This window comes from Roseburia sp. 831b, from assembly GCF_001940165.2.
In the GTDB taxonomy this organism is placed as follows: Bacteria; Bacillota; Clostridia; order Lachnospirales; family Lachnospiraceae; genus Roseburia.
Genome location: NZ_CP135162.1, coordinates 2,740,195 through 2,760,017, shown reverse-complemented (window position 1 = coordinate 2,760,017; position 19,823 = coordinate 2,740,195). Strand labels below are relative to the sequence as shown.

Below are 19,823 nucleotides of genomic sequence, written 5' to 3'. Positions count from 1 at the left end.
GATGAAACAGAGTGTCATCGATAGTACATTTTTAAAAAGAAAAAGTGAGGAACTGCAGATTCCGTTTTCCAATCTTTTGGCAGGGTATGTGTTAGAAGAGGTTGTCCGTCTGCTCTTTGAGTCAGGTTTTAAAGAATATCTGTGGATTGAGAACAGCCAGATTCTTGGGTTGGAGCAGTATCGCAGGAAAAATGATTTGATTCTCAAACTAAAATATAGGGAGAGTTCCAAAAAACTAGAACCCAATAAACTGGTGCCGGGACAGAAATTGTCGCGGTTACTGGGACTTGCGTTGATTGCAATCGTCTTTGGGGCAGACCAGAATTCTATGATATCCTGGAAGGGAAATGCCGTTCAAAAAGGAAACCGCGTTGAGGTGTATCTGAATGCAGCCCTGGAGGAAATGGAAGTTCCCGTCTACTTACAGATAGAACCGGTCGCTTATGAGAATCTGATTCCGGAAAAAAAGAAACTACAAATGACGTTAAATCAGAAAAAGACGGTTACGTATTATCAGTACCCGTTTGAGACGGTTTTGGCGGAAAATCTGTTTGAAGTGATGGAGAAAATGGAGCTTGTACCGGACATGAAAACATTTGATACGATTTACAGTATCCTTTCCGAACAGGCAATGAACGGTCGTCACGTGCTTGAGATTTTAACAAAATTATGCGAGGTAAAGCCGGTTGTAAAAAAGGAAGAGCGTCTGAAAGAAATTGCATCTTATGCGGATTATTCTTATATGCGAAAAAGATGGGAGAAATATGTAAGACATCATAAGAAGGAAAAGATTTCCTGGCAGGAAGTCATGAAAAAGTTTCAATCGTTTATGAAACCGCTTTGGCATGCGGTGTGCTGTGATGAAATCTTTTTCGATGACTGGATGCCGGAACTGGGACGTTATCTGGGATAAATTAACGATGTTGTTCCATAAAATCACGAAGAAACTGAATCAGGTTACGCGGGCGGTTGCTGTCAAAGACAGGGACCGCTGTTTCTTTTTTGTAAGAGAAGTCAGTGACAATGGCAAGGAGTTTGTCTTCTGGAAGAAGAAGTTCCTCATTCCAGCCTTTGCGTAAGACTTCCATAGTATATTTCGAGCTGCTTTCGGGTTCATCGAGCAAGATAAGGTCGCAGGATGTTAAGGACGCAGCAATCTGCTCAACGGAACAGGAATCTGTCATGTTGTGAAGGATGAAATCCGGTTGTTCCCGGCTAATCACACAGACATGGTAGCCATTTTTTTCTAAAAGGTCTGCAAGCTGTTTTAAGAACGGTAGAACGAGGCTTCCCGGTTTTGAACAGACCGAGATGACCGGTGCGCTGTGCTCAAACAAATCGTGCTTGTCATGAAAATATTCAATCAGGGAATCCGATTCCTTTGCGGTTTCCAGTCCACTTAAAATGCGAAGTGCATGATAATATTCAGCGCGGGTATCCATGCTAAAATACTGGAGTGCAAGTGGCATGGAGATAATTTCATCAAAATCACTTCCCGGCAAGAACTTTGTCCTGCATTTTTCATGCAGGTTCTTAAATGTAAGCTGATGAAGCAGGAGACATTTTCCAATCGTCGTAATACAGTTTTTGGAAAAGACGCCGGTCGGTGTTTCATATTGTGAAATGGAGCCTGCGATGGTGCAGATGTCAGCATCTTCCAGTTCCTCTAAAAGGTGGATTCCTGTGGCAGGTTCTAAAAACGGCGTGTCCACAGACATGAAAAAGGCTTTATCCTCGTCAATCATAGACAGAGCACTGAAAACACCGGACAGTGGACCGGCATTTGCGTAAAGGTCTGGAATTTCCGTGACGTCTAAGTTCAGATGTGCATAATCACCCTTAATTTTTACCGAAAGATAAATCTTTGAAAAATAAGGGGAGAATTCTGAAACAAGATATTCAATTAAGCAAGAGTCTCCAAACGGGAGAAGAGCTTTGTCGGTTCCCATGCGCGTACTTTTTCCGCCGCATAGGATTACAAGTGCACGTTCCATGATAGTCTCCATTCTTTTTCCAAAATCGTAAACACTACTATATCATATTCTTTTCTTGTTTTGCAATTCTTTTCATATTATAATGAAAATAGTCGGCGAAAGAAAGGATAGATCATGCAGTATTTAGATCAGAAGTTAAAGGAATATCACAACACAGATGTGTATCCTTTTCATATGCCAGGTCATAAGAGAAGAGAACTGGAGTTCGAAAACCCTTACGGGATTGATATAACAGAAATTGACGGTTTTGATAATTTACATCATGCGACCGGTATTTTAAAAGAGGCGCAGGAGCGTGCAAGAGAGCTTTACGGTGCGAAGAGAAGTTATTACCTGATTAACGGAAGTACCTGTGGAATTTTAACAGCAGTCTGTGCCGCAACAAGAAAAAGAGATAAGGTTTTAATGGCAAGAAATTGTCATAAGGCAGTTTACCATGCAACCTTTTTGAATGAGCTTTGGGTGGAATATGTGTACCCGGATATTCTAGAAAATGGGATTCAGGGGCAGATTACACCGGAGCAGGTGGAGAAGTCATTTGAACAACACCCGGATATCTCGGCGGTTGTCATTACATCGCCAACCTACGAGGGAATCGTATCGGATGTTGCGGGCATTGCAAAAGTGGCGCATGCACACGGAGTACCACTGATTGTGGATGAGGCACACGGAGCGCATTTTGGATTGTCGGCTGGCGTACCAAAGGAAGCCGGAAAAGAAGGTGCAGATGCTGTGATTATGAGTCTGCATAAGACGCTGCCATCTTTTACCCAGACGGCGCTGTTGCATCTTTTTTCAGACCGGATTGATGCAGAAAAAGTGGAAAAATATCTTGGAATCTATGAGACAAGCTCGCCGTCCTACCTTTTCATGGCGGGAATGGATCGCTGTATCCGCATGCTTTCCAAGGAAAAGGAGACACTGTTTTCGGATTATAAGGTGTTATTGAATTCGTTTTATGAGGAAGTGAGAGGACTTCACAATCTTCATGTGATGACAAGGGAGGAATTGCAAAAGGAGCATATTTTTGACTGGGACGATTCCAAGCTTGTGATTTTTTCCAGAAAAAGAGGATTTACCGGGAAAATGCTTCATGAGGAGCTGTTACATCATTACCACCTTCAGATGGAGATGGTGTCCGCAGAATATGTGCTTGGAATGACAAGCATCCTGGATACAAAAGAAGGCATGGATCGCCTTGCTTATGCACTAAAAGAACTAGATAACCACTTAGACAGTGTGGATAACTTACCGGAAAATGCGAAACTGTGTGGAGAATCATCCAGTGGCTCCTTTCTGGCAAAGAGTTACCGCCCGAAGCAGAAGAAAATGCAGATTTATCAGGCGGAGACTTTCTATACAAGAGAGGTTGCGTTAGAGGAAGCAATTGGAGAGATGTCCGCAGAATACGTCTACTTATATCCGCCGGGAATTCCAATGATTGTGCCGGGTGAAATCATCGACGAAGAATTTGTACAACAGATTTACAAATGTAGTCAGATGAATCTGGCGATTGAGGGCGCAAAGAATATCGAACAAAACAGGATTAAGATTGTATATTTGTAAAGACTATATTATACTTAAGAGGCAGAAGATATGGGAAAAATATATTGCATAATGGGAAAGAGTTCTACCGGAAAGGACACAATTTATCAGAGTCTGATAAAGGAGCCTGCTCTTTCTTTGAAAACCATCGTTTCATATACAACAAGACCGATTCGTTCTGGAGAGCAGGATGGTGTGGAATACTTTTTCTGTGATGAGAAGAAGATGAAAGCGTTAGAAGATGCCGGAAAAGTCATTGAACTTCGTTCTTACCACACGGTTCAGGGAATCTGGAATTATTTTACGGTAGATGACGGTCAGGTGGAGTTAAGCCACCAGGATTATTTAGTCATTGGAACGCTGGAATCTTTTGTGAAAATCAGAGAATATTACGGTGAGGAAGCCGTGATACCAATCTATATAGAAGTTGAGGATGGATTACGCTTACAGCGTGCGCTAGACCGGGAGCGGAAACAGGCCGAACCCAAATACGCGGAGTTATGCCGCAGATTTCTGGCGGATGATGCAGATTTTTCAGAAGAAAAATTACGGGAGGCCAATATTACGACCCGGTTTGCAAACATCAATCTGGAAGAGACAGAAAGAGCGATAGCGCGATTCATTCAGGAGGGAGGAAATCCTTGGATATCAAAGTAAATTCGACCACACCCATCACGCAGGTGCCGGATACGGTAAAAGCAGAACTGGGAGACGGCTCTTTCAAGTACACATTGGCGAGTGCAATCGATGATGCCGACCTTCAGGCACAGATAGAAGGCCTTTTAAAAGACATTACGGCACAGGGGAATGCAATTGCACAGCACATGGATATCCGCGATATGAAAAAATATCGTGAGAAAATCCGGGAATTTATGAACGAGGTTGTCTTTCGTTCCCATAAATTTTCCAGAGAGAATTTCCTCGACCGGAAAGGACGCCATCGTGTATACGGTCTGGTAAAACTGGTAGACGAGAACCTCGATGAGCTTGCAAGAGAGTTGATGAGTGATGAGAAAGACCATATCTCTATCTTAAACCGGATTGGCGAGATACGGGGATTGTTGCTTGATATTTTGACATAAGGCAGTTTGGACCGAAAAACGGTCAGGAAAGGCATGGTGACAGCTATGGCAGAATTTTCAAAGATAATTGGACATGAACAGATTATTTCACATTTACAGAATGCCATTTCCATGGATAAGGTATCGCACGCATATATTTTGAACGGACCGGAAAAGTCTGGTAAAATGATGATTGCGGAAGCGTTTGCGCAGACCTTGCAGTGTGAAAAGGGTGGAACAGAGCCTTGTATGGAGTGTCATTCCTGCAAGCAGGCAATGCGCAAAAATCAGCCGGATATCATTTATGTGACGCACGAGAAGCCAAATACGATTTCCGTGGATGATGTTCGTACACAGATTAACAACGATATTGTGGTGAAGCCATACAGCAGCAAACGTAAGATATACATTGTCGATGAGGCAGAGAAAATGAACGTTCAGGCGCAGAATGCGCTGCTGAAAACGATTGAGGAGCCGGCTTCCTATGCGGTAATTTTACTTCTGACGACCAATGCAGATATGTTTCTGCCAACCATCTTATCCCGCTGTGTCCGTCTGAATTTAAAAGCGGTTCCGGATGAGGAAATCAGAGCTTTTCTGATGAAAGAGTATCAGGTTCCGGATTATCAGGCAGATGTGTGTGTAGCGTTTGCGCAGGGAAATGTTGGGAAAGCAATCCAGCTTGCATCTTCTGACAGCTTTAATGAGTTAAAAAATTCCGCTTTGCAGTTGTTGAAGCGGCTAGATGATATTGATTTATATGAGATGACTGAGGCGGTCAAACAGATTAGTGAATACAAACTCCAGGTCAAGGATTACTTTGACCTGATGATGGTATGGTACCGCGACATCTTGTATTACAAAGCCACAAATGATGTAAATAAGCTTATATTCAAAGATGAAGTTTATGACATAAAAAAACAGGCAGCGAAGAGCTCGTACAATGGAATTGAGACCATCATAGAGGCCTTGCAGAAAGCACAGGTTCGTTTGAATGCAAATGTAAATTTCGATTTGGTTATTGAGTTACTGCTCCTGACGATAAAGGAGAATTAGAATGAAGGTAGTAGGAGTTCGTTTTCGAACCGCAGGCAAGATTTATTATTTTGATCCAGCAAAATTAGATTTAAAAGTAACGACAAAAGTCATTGTAGAGACGGCGAGAGGCGTGGAACTTGGAACCGTTATGATTGCACCGAAGGATGTACCGGATGAGACAGTCGTACAGCCATTGAAACCGGTTATCCGTATTGCAACCGCAGACGATTTAAAGGTGGAAGAGAAGAATCATGAAAAAGAGAAGGAAGCCTTTAAAATTTGTCTGGAAAAGATTGCAAAACATAAATTAGAGATGAAGCTTGTCGAGGCAGAATATACCTTTGACAACAACAAACTGTTGTTCTATTTTACCGCAGACGGACGAATCGATTTCCGTGAGCTGGTAAAAGACCTTGCAGCAGTATTCCGTACCAGAATTGAGCTTCGCCAGATTGGTGTCAGAGATGAGACGAAGATTATGGGTGGAATCGGAATCTGTGGACGTGCATTGTGCTGTCACACATATTTATCCGAGTTCGTTCCGGTTTCCATTAAGATGGCAAAAGAACAGAATCTTTCTTTAAACCCAACCAAGATTTCCGGTGTTTGTGGACGTCTGATGTGTTGTCTGAAAAATGAGGAAGAGACTTACGAATACTTAAACAGCCGCCTTCCAAATGTTGGCGATTATGTTACAACGGATGATGGATTAAAAGGTGAAGTATCTTCTGTCAGTGTGCTCCGCCAGATGGTGAAAGTAATCGTTACCGTTGATGATGAAAAAGAAATCCGCGATTATCACGTAGAACAGTTACGTTTCAAACCAAAGAGACGCAAAGACAACGTGAAACTCAGCGCAAAGGAATTAAAAGAATTAGAAGCGTTAGAGGATAGAGGAGGAAAATCCAAAATCGATGATACCAAATAATCTCGTTCAAGAACAAGAGAGAGTTGATGATCTTTACCGGAATGGGTACCACATCATACAGGACCCATCCCGGTTCTGTTTTGGAATTGACGCGGTTCTTCTTTCTTCCTTTGCAAAAGCGAAAAGGGGGGACCGCGTTCTTGATATTGGCACCGGAACCGGCGTGATTCCGATTCTCATGGAGGCAAAGACTGATGCAGCGCATTTTACAGCACTTGAGATTCAAAAAGAAAGTGCAGATATGGCAGCGCGCAGCGTGAGAATGAACCAATTAGAAGAAAAAATTGAGATTGTACTTGGTGATATCAAAGATGCGTCCAATCGTTTTGGAGCATCTTCTTTTGATGTTATCACAACCAATCCGCCCTATATGATTGGAGACCATGGAAAACAGGCAGACAATCTTGCAAAAGCGATTGCCCGCCATGAAGTATTGTGCGACCTGGATGATATTTTAAGAGAAAGCGCAAAACTGTTAAAACAGGGCGGTCATTTTTTCATGGTGCATCGTCCCTTCCGCCTTGCCGAGATTATCAGCAAGATGGTGGAATACCAGATAGAACCAAAACGAATGCGTCTGGTACATCCTTTTGTGGATAAAGAGCCAAACATGGTGCTATTAGAGGGGATAAAAGGAGCAAAATCCAGAATTACGGTGGAAAAACCGCTGATTGTCTATGAGAAACCCGGTGTGTATACAAAAGAGGTCTATGAGATTTACGGATACGAAGAAGAAAGCGAGAGGTAGAAGTGAATGGAAAATAAGAAACAAGGCAAATTATATTTGTGTGCCACTCCAATTGGAAATTTAGAGGATATTACCTATCGTGTGGTCCGGACTCTGCAAGAGGTGGATTTGATTGCAGCAGAGGATACCAGAAACTCAATTAAGCTGCTCAATCATTTTGAAATCAAGACCCCGATGACCAGTTATCATGAATACAACAAGATTGAAAAGGCTTACCAGCTTGTGGATAAGCTTCGTGAAGGAAAAGATATTGCGCTCATTACGGATGCAGGAACCCCTGGAATCTCAGACCCCGGAGAGGATTTGGTGCGAATCTGCTACGAGGAAGGAATCGAAGTGACATCCCTGCCCGGCGCGTGTGCCTGCATTACGGCACTTACCATGTCCGGTCAGAAGACAAGACGGTTTTCCTTTGAAGCATTCCTTCCAAAAGAGAAAAAAGGGCGTGCCTTTATCTTAGAACGCCTAAAAGATGAGACGAGAACCATCATCATTTATGAGGCACCACATCATCTGGCTGCAACTTTAAAAGAACTGCAGCAGGCGCTCGGCAATCGTCGCATCACCATCTGCCGGGAGCTTACCAAACGCTACGAGGAAAAGAAACTGACAACAATTGACGATGCATTACGTTTCTATCAGGAGAACGAGCCGCGTGGAGAATATGTCCTTGTCATCGAAGGCAAAAGCATGCAGGAAATCGAAGAGGAACAGAAGAAATCCTGGGAGAGCATGACGATTGAGGAGCACATGGCAATTTATGAAAATCAAGGTGTCAACCACAAAGAGGCCATGAAACTTGTCGCAAAAGACAGAGGTGTCAGCAAGCGCGATATTTATCAGGCACTGTTAGAGAGTGAGAAATAGAAAAAATAATTTATAATTTATATATAAATAAGGTAAGAAGAGACGCAAAGAGGCCCGAAAGGGTCTCTTTTTTCTATAAAAGACATCTAATTATAAAATATTTATAAACCAAATAGAAAATAATTCTAAAATAGGTAGAAATACATTCTAAAATGTTTGATAATCAAAGTTTCCTTGTTAAAAACATGGAAAAATAGCAATTTTTTCCTGCATTTTTTGAACAAAAAAATTGGATGAAAAAGAAAAGATAACAAAATTGTGAAAAAATCAATTGTGAAAATTACTAAAAATGAAAAAGATTTTACAACAAAATGTATAAAAAGCTTACGGAAAAACATGAAAAAGTGCATAAAAAACTATAATAGGAAGAAAGATTGACATAAAAAAAGGGAGTGATAAAATCTTAATGCAACAAAGAAAATAAGCTCCAACTTAGAGAAAGGAGGTTATGCAGATGGATGCTCTTGTAGAGGGTCTTTTGGAGGAGCTGAACTGCGAGACCGTGTTTACCATACCCATCTTTGGTGGGATACCGATTTATGAATCCGTTGTGGTAACGTGGATCATTATGGCAGTTGTTTTTTTACTGTGTATTCTACTGAGCCGGAATTTGAGTGTAGAACACCCCGGACGCAGGCAGATTGTGGTAGAGACCGCAGTAAAGGGATTGAACGATTTCTTCAGTGAGACCGTGGGAGAGAAAGGAAAAGCATACATTCCGTACCTCTCTGCAGTGGCAATCTACATAGGAATTGCGAATCTGATTGGATTATTAGGATTTAAGCCACCAACAAAAGATATGAACGTAACAGCGGCTTTGGCGTTCATGAGTATTGTGTTAATTGAAGTATCCGGAATTCGGGCAAAAGGTGCGAAAGGCTGGGTGAAAAGCTTTGCGGAACCAATGCCAATCATACTTCCTATCAATATCTTAGAGATTTTTATTAAGCCGTTATCATTGTGTATGCGATTGTTCGGAAACGTCCTTGGTTCTTTCGTTATCATGGAACTGTTGAAAATGGTTGTACCGGCAGTCGTACCGGCAGTATTTAGCTGCTATTTTGATATTTTTGATGGTCTGATACAGGCATATGTGTTTGTATTCCTGACCGGGTTGTTCATTAAAGAAGCAACCGAATAATAATTGTTTTTAAAAAGGAGAGAAAAATTATGTCATCAACATTATTAGTAGCAATCGGAGCAGGTGTAGCAGTATTAACAGGTATCGGAGCTGGTCTTGGAATCGGTAAAGCAACAAGCAGTGCAGTAGATGCAATCGCAAGACAGCCAGAAGCAGAAGGTAAAATCAGTAAAGCACTTCTTTTAGGATGTGCCCTTGCAGAAGCAACCGCTATTTATGGTTTCGTTATCGCATTATTAATCATTCTTTTCCTCAAATAATTTTCAGACAGAAAGGAAGGCGTAGCGATGCTAAGTGTAGATCCATGGAACATCTTGTGGACAGTAGTCAATCTGCTCGTCTTATATTTGGTCTTTAAAAAGTTCTTATATCAGCCAGTAATGAAAGTGATTGAGGCAAGAGAGAATATGGTCAAACAGCAGTTTGACAATGCAAAAAAAGATCAGGACGAGGCTTCAAAGTTAAAAGCAGAGTACCATGAGAAACTGGAAAATGCCAAGACAGAAGCAGATCAGATTATTCTGGATGCAAGAGCGCGTGCAGAAGAAGAACATGCCAAGACTCTTGAGAGAACAAGAGGCGAAGCAGAACATATGCTTGAAAAAGCAAAAGTCGACATTGCAAATGAGCAGGAGAAAGCAACACAGGCAGCACAGGCTGAGATTGCAAAACTCGCTCTGATTGCAGCAAGAAAAATTGTAAAGACAGGTGATGCTCATGACACAGGCAGCAGTAAATAACGCAAAAGTTTTATACCGGCTGTCTGCGAAAAGGGAGGATGTCGAGAAAGCGGAACAGCTTTTCTTTTTGACTCCCGAGTTGCAGAAAACTCTGGAAAACCCGACAATTCCAAATGCGAAGAAATATGAGATTATCGAGCGTGTCTTTGCATTAGAAGGACTGCCGGAAGTCATCACGAACTTTGTGAAGATGATGTGCAGAATTGGATATTGTGATGAGATGCGGGATATTTACAAAGCATTTTATCAGTACTGGGATAAAGAAAACCACATTCTTCGTGCGGAATTCATCAGTGCAGGAGAGCCTGTAAAAGAGGAAGTCGAGGAAGCAGAGCAACTGTTACAAAGCAAATATCCGGAAGAAAAAATAGAGCTGACAAAAAAAGTCGACGAATCCTTATTAGGTGGTTATGTCGTAAAAGTGCTTCACCAAGAGTATGATAGAAGTTATGAAGGACGTCTTCGTCAGCTAGAAAGAAAATTAACTGGGAGGTGACCCCTGTGGGCGCAATTAGTGCAACAGATATCATCTCCATTATCCAAAGTGAAATTGAAAATATCAATTGGGATGATGCAAGCCGTGAGACCGGTACCGTAATCTGGGTCGGCGACGGAATTGCAACCATTTACGGAATTGACCATGCAATGTATGGTGAGATCGTCATCTTTGATAATGGAGTAAAAGGAATGGTTCAGGATATCCGCCAGAATGAGATTGGTGTAATCTTGTTTGGTAGAGATACCGGAATCAAAGAAGGAACAAAGGTTGTTAGAACCAAGAAAAAAGCAGGAATCCCGGTAGGTGAGGGATTCATCGGAAGAATCATCAATGCGTTAGGTGAGCCAATCGATGGAAAAGGTGAGATTAAAGAAGAAGATTACCGTCCAATCGAGGAAGAGGCACCGGGTATTGTAGAGCGTAAATCCGTAGATACTCCAATGGAGACAGGAATCCTTTCCATCGATTCCATGTTCCCAATCGGTCGCGGACAGCGTGAGTTAATCATCGGTGACCGTCAGACCGGTAAGACATCAATCGCAACAGATACCATCATCAACCAGAAGGGAAAAGATGTCATCTGTATTTATGTGGCAATCGGTCAGAAAGCTTCTACCGTAGCCAAGATTGTTTCCACGTTAACAAAACATGATGCAATGGATTATTCCATCGTATTATCATCCACAGCAAGTGATCCGGCATCCTTGCAGTATATTGCACCATATGCAGGAACAGCATTAGCAGAGCATTTCATGCATCAGGGAAAAGATGTCCTGATTGTCTATGATGATTTGTCAAAACATGCGGTTGCATACCGTGCACTGTCCTTATTGTTAGAGCGTTCTCCTGGACGTGAGGCTTATCCTGGTGATGTATTCTACTTACATTCCAGACTGTTAGAGCGTTCCAGCCGTTTAAGCGATGAACTTGGCGGAGGTTCTATTACAGCACTTCCTATCATCGAGACACAGGCGGGTGATGTATCTGCATACATCCCTACAAACGTAATTTCTATTACAGATGGACAGATTTTCTTAGAGAGTAACTTATTCAACTCCGGTATGAGACCTGCCGTAAACGTCGGACTTTCCGTATCCCGTGTCGGTGGTGCTGCTCAGACAAAGGCAATGAAGAAAGCATCCGGAAGTATCCGTATCGACCTTGCCCAGTACCGTGAGATGGAAGTGTTTACACAGTTCGCATCTGATTTGGATGATGCAACCAAAGCACAGTTACAGCACGGAAAAGCTTTGATGGAACTTTTGAAACAGCCACTTTGTCATCCACTTTCCCTGCATGAGCAGGTTATGACACTTTGTATGGCAAACAATGGTGTCTTTGATAAGATTCCAACCAAGGAAGTAAAGAACCGTCAGGGTGAACTTCTTTCCTTCATGGATTTGAAACATCCAGAACTTGGAAAAGAGATTGAAGAGACAAAAGCAATCAACGATGAGTTGGTAACGAAAATCATGGACGCAGTAAAAGAGTTTGAAGGTTAAATATTATGGCAAATACGAAGGAAATTCAGGATCGAATTAAAAGTATCAATGATACATTAAAGATTACGAATGCCATGTACATGATTTCTTCTTCCAAATTGAAAAAGTCGAAAAAAATGCTTGCAGACACAGAGCCATATTTCTTCACGCTGCAGTCTGAGATGAGCCGTATTTTACGACACATTCCGGAAGTGGAAGATATCTATTTCAAATCAACGGAAGATAAGCCTGTGGAGGAACGAAAAGTAGGTTATATCGTTATCACTGCGGACAAAGGTCTTGCAGGGTCCTATAACCACAACGTTCTAAAGCTTGCAGAAGAGCATTTAAGCTCACATCCAAATCACGAGCTTTTCGTGCTTGGTGAGTTAGGACGTCACTATTTTGAACAGCGTGGAATTGAGATTCAAAAACAGTTTCATTACACCGTTCAGAACCCGACGCTAAACAGAGCAAGAAATATCGCAGAAGAGATTTTGGAGCTTTACCGGAACGAAGAATTAGACGAGGTTTACATAATTTATACCAGTATGATCAATGCCATTCAGGAAGAAACCCAGATTTTACAGCTTCTTCCACTGAGGAAAGCAGATTTTGATGTTCAGATTCCTGTGGATATTCCACGAGAGGAACTGGCACTCAAACCATCACCGGAAGCGGTTATGGATCGAATCGTACCAGATTATGTAGTCGGATTTGTCTATGGTGCATTGGTAGAATCATTTTCCTGCGAGCAGAATGCCAGAATGATGGCGATGGAAGCTGCATCAAAGAGTGCAAAAGATATGCTTCATGAACTGGATATTCTGTATAATCGTGCCAGACAGGCGGCAATTACACAGGAAATCACAGAGGTAATCGCCGGCGCTAAATCGCAGAAACGAAAACGCAAAAAATAAGAAAGCTTTCGTGTGAAAAATATTTTTCGCACTGTTACAGAAAGACATGGTGATTTCAATGAAAACAGGAAAAATTGTCCAGGTGATGGGACCTGTTGTCGATGTAGAATTCGAAGATGAAGAATTACCGGCAATCAGGGACGCACTTGAAGTTTTAAATGGTGATAAAAAGTGTGTGATGGAAGTCGCACAGCATATTGGAAATAATACCGTCCGTTGTATCATGCTTGCTTCCAGCGAGGGACTTTGTCGTGACATGGAAGTAACAGCAACCGGAAGCGGTATCAAGACACCAGTCGGTGAGCAGACCTTAGGCCGTCTGTTCAACGTATTAGGTGAAGCAATTGATGGTGGTGACCAGCTTGATGGTGCCGAAAAGTGGGAAATCCACAGAGAACCACCTACATTTGAAGAACAGAACCCGGCAGAGGAAATCCTTGAGACCGGTATCAAAGTTATCGACCTTCTTGCTCCTTATGCAAAAGGTGGTAAAATCGGTTTGTTCGGTGGTGCCGGAGTAGGTAAAACCGTATTAATTCAGGAGTTAATCAGCAACATAGCCACAGAGCATGGCGGATACTCCATTTTTACCGGAGTTGGAGAGCGTTCCAGAGAGGGTAATGACCTTTGGACAGAAATGAAAGAATCCGGTGTATTAGAGAAAACAGCGCTAGTGTTTGGTCAGATGAACGAGCCACCTGGAGCTCGTATGCGTGTCGCTGAGACAGGACTTACCATGGCAGAATATTTCCGTGATGAGAAGCATCAGAACGTGCTTTTATTCATCGATAATATCTTCCGTTTCACACAGGCAGGTTCCGAGGTATCTGCTCTGTTAGGACGTATGCCATCAGCCGTAGGTTATCAGCCAACACTTGCAACTGAGATGGGTGAATTACAGGAACGTATCGCTTCCACAAAGAACGGTTCCGTTACATCCGTACAGGCGGTTTATGTGCCAGCCGATGACTTGACTGACCCGGCTCCTGCTACAACATTCGCACATCTGGATGCAACAACCGTATTGTCCAGAAAGATTGTAGAGCAAGGTATTTACCCGGCCGTTGACCCATTAGAGTCAAGCTCCCGTATCCTTGAGCCTGATATTGTCGGAGAAGAACATTACCAGGTTGCACGTAAGGTACAGGAGATTTTACAGAAATATAAAGAATTACAGGATATCATCGCAATCCTTGGTATGGAAGAATTAGCAGACGAAGATAAATTGTTGGTATTCCGTGCCAGAAAGATTCAGAAGTTCTTATCACAGCCATTCCATGTAGCGGAGAACTTTACTGGTATTCAGGGTGTGTATGTGCCATTAAAAGAAACCATCCGTGGATTCAAAGCAATCATCGATGGTGAGATGGATGAATATCCAGAAAATGCATTCTTCAACGTAGGAACTATTGAAGACGTCATTGAAAAAGCAAAAAACATGCAGTAGTATGCAGTAGTAAAAAGTAGCATGTAAATGGTAGAGAAACCGGAAAGGTGAAAAGCATATGGCAACCAATACATTTTATTTAAAAATCATATCTGCAAACCGTGTGTTTTATTCCGGAAGATGTCGTTCTTTGATTGTCCCGGAATATGATGGACAAAAAGAGATTTTAGCTCATCATGAAGATATGATTATTGCAATCGATGAAGGTGAGATGCGTTTTCAGCCGGAAGGAAGCGATAACTGGGAATATGCAGTTGTCGGCATGGGATTCGTTGAAATCATCAACAACCGTGTCACACTTTTGGTAGAGACCGCAGAAAGACCGGAAGAGATTGATGTTGCGAGAGCACTTGAGGCGAAAGAGAGAGCCGAAGAGCAGCTTCGCCAGAAACAAAGCATTCAGGAATATTATCATTCCAGAGCGTCACTTGCGAGAGCAATGGCGAGATTAAAGGCTACATCAGGTAAATAAAAGAAAAGCCGTCCGTTTTTGGAAGCGTCACAAAGACCTTCCAATGACGGGCGGTTTTTTATGCAAGAAATTATTTTAATGCGTTTTCATAATAAGCAGGCAGGTATTTTTCAATAATATCAAATGGTGCGGGACCAATCTCTAAAAGTGCCTGGTGAAATGCTTTTTCATCGAAGTTGGTAAAATATGTTTTTTGCATGTTATCCTTTAACTGAAGGAAATTCAAATAACCAACGTAATATTCCAGATAATGGGCAGGTTCCTCGACAATCAGCTCATAAATTTCCTGGATGGTTGAGGCACTGGTGATGCCATACTGATTCCAAAAAGAAGTGGCATCGTCAAGCGTCCATCCATCATAATGGATTCCAAGGTCCGTTGTGGCATACAGGCTAAGCAGAGCGCTCTGGTTTCGCTCCAGCAGCGTAGCAACGTTTTCATCAAGACCGGCATAATGGTAAGATTTCATCTCGACGTAGGTTGCCCATCCCTCGACATAACCAGGGTAGTTGAGCATGGAGCGGATAGGTTCAATTCCGGAGGTATGCGTCATAACCGTCTGGTAGAGGTGGCCAGGATACCCTTCGTGTGCAAGTGTGGTGAATAGTTTCATATCTGCATATTCCGATGCCGGATTGATGTAGATGGAATTGTTCGTGTAATCATCAATCGGTGAGGTAATATAAAAAGCAGGTGCCAGATAATCTTCCATACATTCATCTACATAATGAATGGAAAAGTTGGTATCTGGTGTAGCCGGAAAATCTGCAAGCATCTGTTCCTGTAATTCTTTTAAAATGGAGTCCGGTTCCGTGATAGTCAACGTCACTTCGTTGCAGCGCTCCCAAAGTTCCGGGTCATCACTCATCATGGTGTTTGCGGCAGATAAATCTGCGGAACGCTGTTTGGAAATGGCATTTTCCATATCCGGGATGGAAAGGGAGGAACCCGTAGCCGTGTAGACTAAGTATTCGTAGTAATCTTTTCCATCTGCAAAATAGCAAAGTCCGTTGTCATTGGTGCCGGAGCCTTTCAGTTCCTCCAAAGCCGCGGAAAGATTCTCGTAGGCCGGAATGACATGTTCTTTTACATTCTGTTCATTCTCTGCCTTGTAGGTATCACGTTCCGATTCCGTGAGGCCTTCAAAAGCATCGATTTTATTATCAAATGTGACAATCAGGTAATTGTTATCCACATTTTCCGTAAAAGCGTCGCATTGTGAAATAATTGTACTACAAGCGTAGTCAGACATGAAAAGTCCGGCATCCGCTTTTTCTTTTTCATAGGCGATGATTTTATCAAAATAGGAATCCGTCTGTGCAATCAAATCTAGATAGTCCTCGATATCCGAAACGGTATGAAACTCGTATTCTTCATAGAGAATCGGCAGCTGTGCCTGCGTGCCGGTCGAAGGTTTTAAAATCTCATCGTAATAATCGAGATTGGACACGGAAAGTTCCTTCTGCAAATAGTCGGATAAGATATCATAGGTCAATTGCTGGTTGCCGGAAAGTGAAGTATAGTCATAGGTTTTTAACTGGGCAAGTGTGTTCTCAATCGTCGCGTAATTCTCGGCGAGCGAATCTGAAGAAAGGTCACCGAGTGTGACATCATAGTCCTCAATCCCAAAAGCTTTAGGGTCCGATAACGTGTAATGAAGGTTGATGCTGTTTGAAGTCACCTCGGACTGGAACAATTCGTTCAAAAAGTTATCAAAGGCCGCAGTAACAGCAGGGTCACCGTCACCGGAACCAAGGGAGACCGATTTTTTGTGATCCGTATAAGCACAACCAACAGCTAAAGAGCCTGCCAGCATCACGCAGACGGCGGCAGAAACCTGTCTTTTTTTTCGAAAAATAAAATGATTGGATCGAAACATCAAACTTGAAATACCTCATTTCCTATGTTAGAATAAATCCTAATTCTATTATATCTAATTAACACATCATATGTAAAGGTTTCTCTTAATATGTAATCGAGAGGAATGATTCCCATTAAGAAAAGAAAAAGAAAAAGAAAAAGAAAAGTGCGGCTTGTCATAAGTGTTCTCATTTTGGCAGGTTTTATTCTTGCTGCGTTAAAAAGTGAGACTGCTGTCTTTGCAAAAGAAAGCGACTGCTACAAAGAGCGCTTAGAATTTGACGAAGAAGGAACGTTATGGATGACAACGCATGACAAGAAGGCGACCGGCGATGTCAGTTATGTGACACTTGGCTGGACGCTAAAGCGGGAGAATAAAAAGATAGGAAAAACGGATTGTGTCCGTGTAAAACTGGAGCAATACCAGGACAGCAAAGATGACCCTGCAAAAAAGGGTTACGTATTCAGTTATTTTCGAATTGGAAAGGAGGAGATTTACAGCCGGATTGCGGAACAGAATCCGGCGTGGGCAGAGGAACTTTACCGCAATGGAGGGATGTTATATCTAGATGCCATCATGACGGTAAAAGACAGCGGAAAATGCAGGGGAAGCATGTCTTATGATGGAACGTTTACCAAAAATGTTTACGACACAAAGGAAGGCATCATGGGAGCGGAAACCTGGGCGGCGCCGGAGGCACTGGCGTCGCATTATGATAAAGCAGTCTATTTTCCGGGGAACCCGTCTTTTTTGGACAGAGATCCGAAAGAGGTGGTAGAGGTCGAGGAAGTGAGTAATGGCTCACTCATACAGGAGGAGGATCTTCGTACGGTAAATGAACTACATTTGTCATCAAATGAGTACGAGGTGGAAACTGCAATTCCATCAGGAAAACCGGTTACGCTGTCAGGGAAGGTAGAGCAGTATTTTTACCAGGCAGATTTTTTGCATTATACCGGATATTATGAGCTGCCTGTTACGGCAAAAACGACATACAAGCTGGTGTGGGAGGATGAGGAACATCATGAGGAGAACGTGACCATCACAGAATTTTACGAGGTCAGGCGTGAGTTCTCTTATTGGAAGCTGAGTGAAGTCCGGCTGTATTATCTCGATACCTGTCTAGTAAAAAATGAGGCATTTCAGGCGGACGAACCGGTTCTGTTAAAGAATGACAGGATTCCGGAGCTGACTTGCGTGATGAACCAGGAAGAATACTTAAAACTTCCGCAGACAACGATTGAGCTTTCCGGTGGAACGCTAGACGGTGGAAGTAACCGTCCTTACCTTTCTTATGGAAAAATGCAGGAAAAGGTGGAACGCTCCGTCGGAGAAATCGAGGTGAACAACGATGGATTCTCGATTGACGGAGACTGTTATCTAAAAGAAGGATGGTCTAAAAAGGAGACAAGTGCTCCGACGTATCTGATGGAACAGCGGCCAGTCACGTTTACAAGAGAAAAAATGGTGATTCCAAAGGGAGTGACGAACGGTTTTTATGACACTGATATTATGACAAAATACCACTTGATAGCTTCAAGAGCGGAAAAAGAATACAAAATCGAGAAAACAAACGGAATAAAGGTACATACACCGGTGGTTTGCGCCGGGAGCATATCGGACGAGCGCGCATGGAACCAGCAGGTAAATCCGACTGTATATCCAAGTCTGATTTTAGGCAGGACGTTTTCGGTTACGCTGTCGGCCCAGGGAACACATCTGGATGTAAAAGGATATGGAACGCAAGATTACAGTGAATTTGTAAAGGAATATCAGGTTTATTTTCCGTTTGCGGTAATTCAGGGGACGCAGTATTTCGAAAAGGAGACCTGGATTCCGGTAAAAGAAGGAGAGACGGTATTTACACTGCCGGAAAACGTCCCGGAGGGGGATTACCAAATCTGGTACCGCGCACTTGCGTACAATGCAAAAGAGCCTGCAAGCATGCAATGGAATGCGAATCAGAATTCAGACTATGATACGGCGGCAGTCAGATTGGATGCGACGGTGGTGGGAAGGCTGTTTGATTTTCAGATTACCAACGTGGTAGATTATCCGCGCTGGCAAAGCGTGTTCTGGAAAAGTGGAACAACAGAGCGGAGCGGAATAACCTACTTTGCCGGAACCAACGATTGGAATGGAAAGAAGAGACGGGAGACGAATTCGCTTTATCTTTGCCCGATTTTAAAAGGCAGCCATCCTTACCGAAAGAATGCCGGGCCGGTCGGACTTGGTTACCGCGTTGAATTTTCGCTTACCTCGGTTGGAACAAGCCCCGGAAAAGAAAATGGGATGCGGCTGTCTCCGACCTTTTATCATATTACAAAAGAAGGAACGAACCGGCAGCGTGTCCGTCTGTATCAAAAAGATACTTTGGAGGAAATCACGCTTCCTTTTACCTGGGAGGGGGCAAACGATGTTGTGGCTGCGAAAGCCGGTCAGAGTTCCGTTCAAAAGGAAGATTTGTCACAGGACATCGTTTTAGCACAAAAGGAAGAAGTGTCACAAGGCATCATTTTAGAACAAGAAGTGCTACAAGACATGGATTCAGACGCAGAATTGTATCATAATTCCGCTTGTAAATCGAATGCGTGGCAAAAATGGAACGGAACATGTAGAATCGAACCGGACATCTACATCGTGCCGGCAGACATAGATTTGAAGGCGTACCTTCGCAAAAAGGGCGGACGGATAGACACCAAAGATGAAATTTTCCTCCAGGGAGGCTATCTCATTGTGAACACCGATTTTACGTTGCTAAAGGGAAACAGTCCGCATCTTAATTACCGCAATCCACAAAATGCGAAAAACGGCTACTGCGATATGTGGAAAACAGAAGGGTTTTTAACGATGCGTGTGGATGGTGAGGGAACAACCTTTTTCTTTGAGGAGGGGGATACGTTTGTATTTGATTTGGCGAACACAATCTCGTCGGATTATCAAAGTTTCGGAACGCATTAATAGAGAATTCCTTAATCTTGCAGAGGAAAAAGCCGATACATTTTATGTCGACATGATACAGATTTGGAAAATGAAAGTGATTGCCTGATTTTTAAAACAGGCATTCAAACGCACATGACA

At 42.7% G+C, this 19,823-nt stretch carries 19 protein-coding genes; 17 read left to right on the top strand and 2 right to left on the bottom strand.

Translation table 11 applies throughout. The features are described 5' to 3' along the window. Window position 1: 1 nt before the first annotated feature. Window positions 2-913 carry a hypothetical protein gene (locus BIV16_RS12740; RefSeq protein WP_075680482.1) on the top strand — a complete coding sequence of 304 codons (912 nt, stop codon included), beginning with the start codon at window positions 2-4 and terminating at the stop codon, window positions 911-913. 1 nt (window position 914) lies between these two features. Here the strand turns inward: BIV16_RS12740 and mobA are convergent, their stop codons facing one another. Then, window positions 915-1,994 carry a molybdenum cofactor guanylyltransferase gene (gene mobA, locus BIV16_RS12735; RefSeq protein WP_075680481.1) on the bottom strand — a complete coding sequence of 360 codons (1,080 nt, stop codon included), beginning with the start codon at window positions 1,992-1,994 and terminating at the stop codon, window positions 915-917. A gap of 114 nt (window positions 1,995-2,108) precedes the next feature. Here mobA and BIV16_RS12730 point away from each other — a divergent pair, with 114 nt between their 5' ends. The 15 genes from BIV16_RS12730 to atpC all read left to right on the top strand — a co-directional run bounded on the left by BIV16_RS12730 (window position 2,109) and on the right by atpC (window position 14,881). Next, window positions 2,109-3,560: an aminotransferase class I/II-fold pyridoxal phosphate-dependent enzyme gene (locus tag BIV16_RS12730; RefSeq protein ID WP_075680480.1), complete on the top strand. Its 1,452-nt coding sequence runs from the start codon at window positions 2,109-2,111 to the stop codon at window positions 3,558-3,560. A 30-nt stretch (window positions 3,561-3,590) separates the two neighbouring features. Next, window positions 3,591-4,196, top strand: a complete 606-nt coding sequence (locus BIV16_RS12725; protein ID WP_075680479.1) for a guanylate kinase — start codon at window positions 3,591-3,593, stop codon at window positions 4,194-4,196. After that, window positions 4,181-4,621, top strand: coding sequence for a YaaR family protein (locus BIV16_RS12720; protein WP_075680478.1), 441 nt, complete (start codon window positions 4,181-4,183; stop codon window positions 4,619-4,621). The genes BIV16_RS12725 and BIV16_RS12720 overlap by 16 nt, the downstream gene beginning before the upstream one ends. Window positions 4,622-4,666: 45 nt before the next feature. Further along, entirely contained in the window at window positions 4,667-5,656 is a 990-nt protein-coding gene (locus tag BIV16_RS12715) for a DNA polymerase III subunit (RefSeq protein WP_075680544.1), read from the top strand. Between the two features lies 1 nt (window position 5,657). Then, window positions 5,658-6,566 (top strand): PSP1 domain-containing protein, encoded by a 909-nt coding sequence (locus tag BIV16_RS12710; protein WP_075680477.1) that lies wholly within the window; start codon window positions 5,658-5,660, stop codon window positions 6,564-6,566. Next, window positions 6,553-7,314 carry a tRNA1(Val) (adenine(37)-N6)-methyltransferase gene (locus BIV16_RS12705; RefSeq protein ID WP_173664550.1) on the top strand — a complete coding sequence of 254 codons (762 nt, stop codon included), beginning with the start codon at window positions 6,553-6,555 and terminating at the stop codon, window positions 7,312-7,314. Before BIV16_RS12710 ends, BIV16_RS12705 begins: the two co-directional genes overlap by 14 nt. Window positions 7,315-7,320: 6 nt before the next feature. Continuing rightward, window positions 7,321-8,181 (top strand): 16S rRNA (cytidine(1402)-2'-O)-methyltransferase, encoded by an 861-nt coding sequence (gene rsmI / locus BIV16_RS12700; protein ID WP_075680476.1) that lies wholly within the window; start codon window positions 7,321-7,323, stop codon window positions 8,179-8,181. A 454-nt stretch (window positions 8,182-8,635) separates the two neighbouring features. Beyond that, a complete protein-coding gene (locus BIV16_RS12695) occupies window positions 8,636-9,322 on the top strand; it encodes a F0F1 ATP synthase subunit A (protein ID WP_075680475.1) in 687 nt (228 codons plus the stop codon). Between the two features lie 29 nt (window positions 9,323-9,351). Further along, a complete protein-coding gene (gene atpE, locus BIV16_RS12690; protein ID WP_075680474.1) occupies window positions 9,352-9,582 on the top strand; it encodes an ATP synthase F0 subunit C in 231 nt (76 codons plus the stop codon). 27 nt (window positions 9,583-9,609) lie between these two features. Further along, window positions 9,610-10,062 (top strand): F0F1 ATP synthase subunit B, encoded by a 453-nt coding sequence (gene atpF / locus BIV16_RS12685; protein WP_075680473.1) that lies wholly within the window; start codon window positions 9,610-9,612, stop codon window positions 10,060-10,062. After that, on the top strand, window positions 10,040-10,558 hold the full coding sequence (gene atpH, locus BIV16_RS12680) for an ATP synthase F1 subunit delta (protein WP_075680472.1): 519 nt from the start codon (window positions 10,040-10,042) through the stop codon (window positions 10,556-10,558). The genes atpF and atpH overlap by 23 nt, the downstream gene beginning before the upstream one ends. Next, window positions 10,555-12,063, top strand: coding sequence for a F0F1 ATP synthase subunit alpha (atpA, locus tag BIV16_RS12675; protein WP_442971714.1), 1,509 nt, complete (start codon window positions 10,555-10,557; stop codon window positions 12,061-12,063). Before atpH ends, atpA begins: the two co-directional genes overlap by 4 nt. Window positions 12,064-12,068: 5 nt before the next feature. After that, entirely contained in the window at window positions 12,069-12,962 is an 894-nt protein-coding gene (atpG, locus tag BIV16_RS12670) for an ATP synthase F1 subunit gamma (protein ID WP_075680470.1), read from the top strand. 58 nt (window positions 12,963-13,020) lie between these two features. After that, a complete protein-coding gene (gene atpD / locus BIV16_RS12665) occupies window positions 13,021-14,409 on the top strand; it encodes a F0F1 ATP synthase subunit beta (RefSeq protein WP_075680542.1) in 1,389 nt (462 codons plus the stop codon). 58 nt (window positions 14,410-14,467) lie between these two features. Continuing rightward, a complete protein-coding gene (gene atpC, locus BIV16_RS12660; protein WP_075680469.1) occupies window positions 14,468-14,881 on the top strand; it encodes an ATP synthase F1 subunit epsilon in 414 nt (137 codons plus the stop codon). Window positions 14,882-14,951: 70 nt separating this feature from the next. Here the strand turns inward: atpC and BIV16_RS12655 are convergent, their stop codons facing one another. Then, a complete protein-coding gene (locus BIV16_RS12655) occupies window positions 14,952-16,760 on the bottom strand; it encodes a DUF885 domain-containing protein (RefSeq protein ID WP_242940372.1) in 1,809 nt (602 codons plus the stop codon). A gap of 174 nt (window positions 16,761-16,934) precedes the next feature. On the opposite strand from BIV16_RS12655, the gene BIV16_RS12650 reads away from it, so the two are divergent. Next, the gene (locus tag BIV16_RS12650; RefSeq protein WP_143524738.1) at window positions 16,935-19,703 is read left to right on the top strand and encodes a DUF5704 domain-containing protein; all 2,769 of its coding nucleotides are present in this window, start codon (window positions 16,935-16,937) and stop codon (window positions 19,701-19,703) included. The last annotated feature ends 120 nt before the right edge of the window (window positions 19,704-19,823 follow it).

What these genes read in the sequence shown, in the direction of transcription:
- BIV16_RS12740 (WP_075680482.1), top strand. Translation starts at nt 2, where the DNA reads ATGAAACAGAGTGTCATCGATAGTACATTTTTAAAAAGAAAAAGTGAG.
- mobA (WP_075680481.1), bottom strand. Translation starts at nt 1,994, where the DNA reads ATGGAACGTGCACTTGTAATCCTATGCGGCGGAAAAAGTACGCGCATG.
- BIV16_RS12730 (WP_075680480.1), top strand. Translation starts at nt 2,109, where the DNA reads ATGCAGTATTTAGATCAGAAGTTAAAGGAATATCACAACACAGATGTG.
- BIV16_RS12725 (WP_075680479.1), top strand. Translation starts at nt 3,591, where the DNA reads ATGGGAAAAATATATTGCATAATGGGAAAGAGTTCTACCGGAAAGGAC.
- BIV16_RS12715 (WP_075680544.1), top strand. Translation starts at nt 4,667, where the DNA reads ATGGCAGAATTTTCAAAGATAATTGGACATGAACAGATTATTTCACAT.
- BIV16_RS12710 (WP_075680477.1), top strand. Translation starts at nt 5,658, where the DNA reads ATGAAGGTAGTAGGAGTTCGTTTTCGAACCGCAGGCAAGATTTATTAT.
- BIV16_RS12705 (WP_173664550.1), top strand. Translation starts at nt 6,553, where the DNA reads ATGATACCAAATAATCTCGTTCAAGAACAAGAGAGAGTTGATGATCTT.
- rsmI (WP_075680476.1), top strand. Translation starts at nt 7,321, where the DNA reads ATGGAAAATAAGAAACAAGGCAAATTATATTTGTGTGCCACTCCAATT.
- BIV16_RS12695 (WP_075680475.1), top strand. Translation starts at nt 8,636, where the DNA reads ATGGATGCTCTTGTAGAGGGTCTTTTGGAGGAGCTGAACTGCGAGACC.
- atpE (WP_075680474.1), top strand. Translation starts at nt 9,352, where the DNA reads ATGTCATCAACATTATTAGTAGCAATCGGAGCAGGTGTAGCAGTATTA.
- atpF (WP_075680473.1), top strand. Translation starts at nt 9,610, where the DNA reads ATGCTAAGTGTAGATCCATGGAACATCTTGTGGACAGTAGTCAATCTG.
- atpH (WP_075680472.1), top strand. Translation starts at nt 10,040, where the DNA reads ATGACACAGGCAGCAGTAAATAACGCAAAAGTTTTATACCGGCTGTCT.
- atpG (WP_075680470.1), top strand. Translation starts at nt 12,069, where the DNA reads ATGGCAAATACGAAGGAAATTCAGGATCGAATTAAAAGTATCAATGAT.
- atpD (WP_075680542.1), top strand. Translation starts at nt 13,021, where the DNA reads ATGAAAACAGGAAAAATTGTCCAGGTGATGGGACCTGTTGTCGATGTA.
- atpC (WP_075680469.1), top strand. Translation starts at nt 14,468, where the DNA reads ATGGCAACCAATACATTTTATTTAAAAATCATATCTGCAAACCGTGTG.
- BIV16_RS12655 (WP_242940372.1), bottom strand. Translation starts at nt 16,760, where the DNA reads ATGTTTCGATCCAATCATTTTATTTTTCGAAAAAAAAGACAGGTTTCT.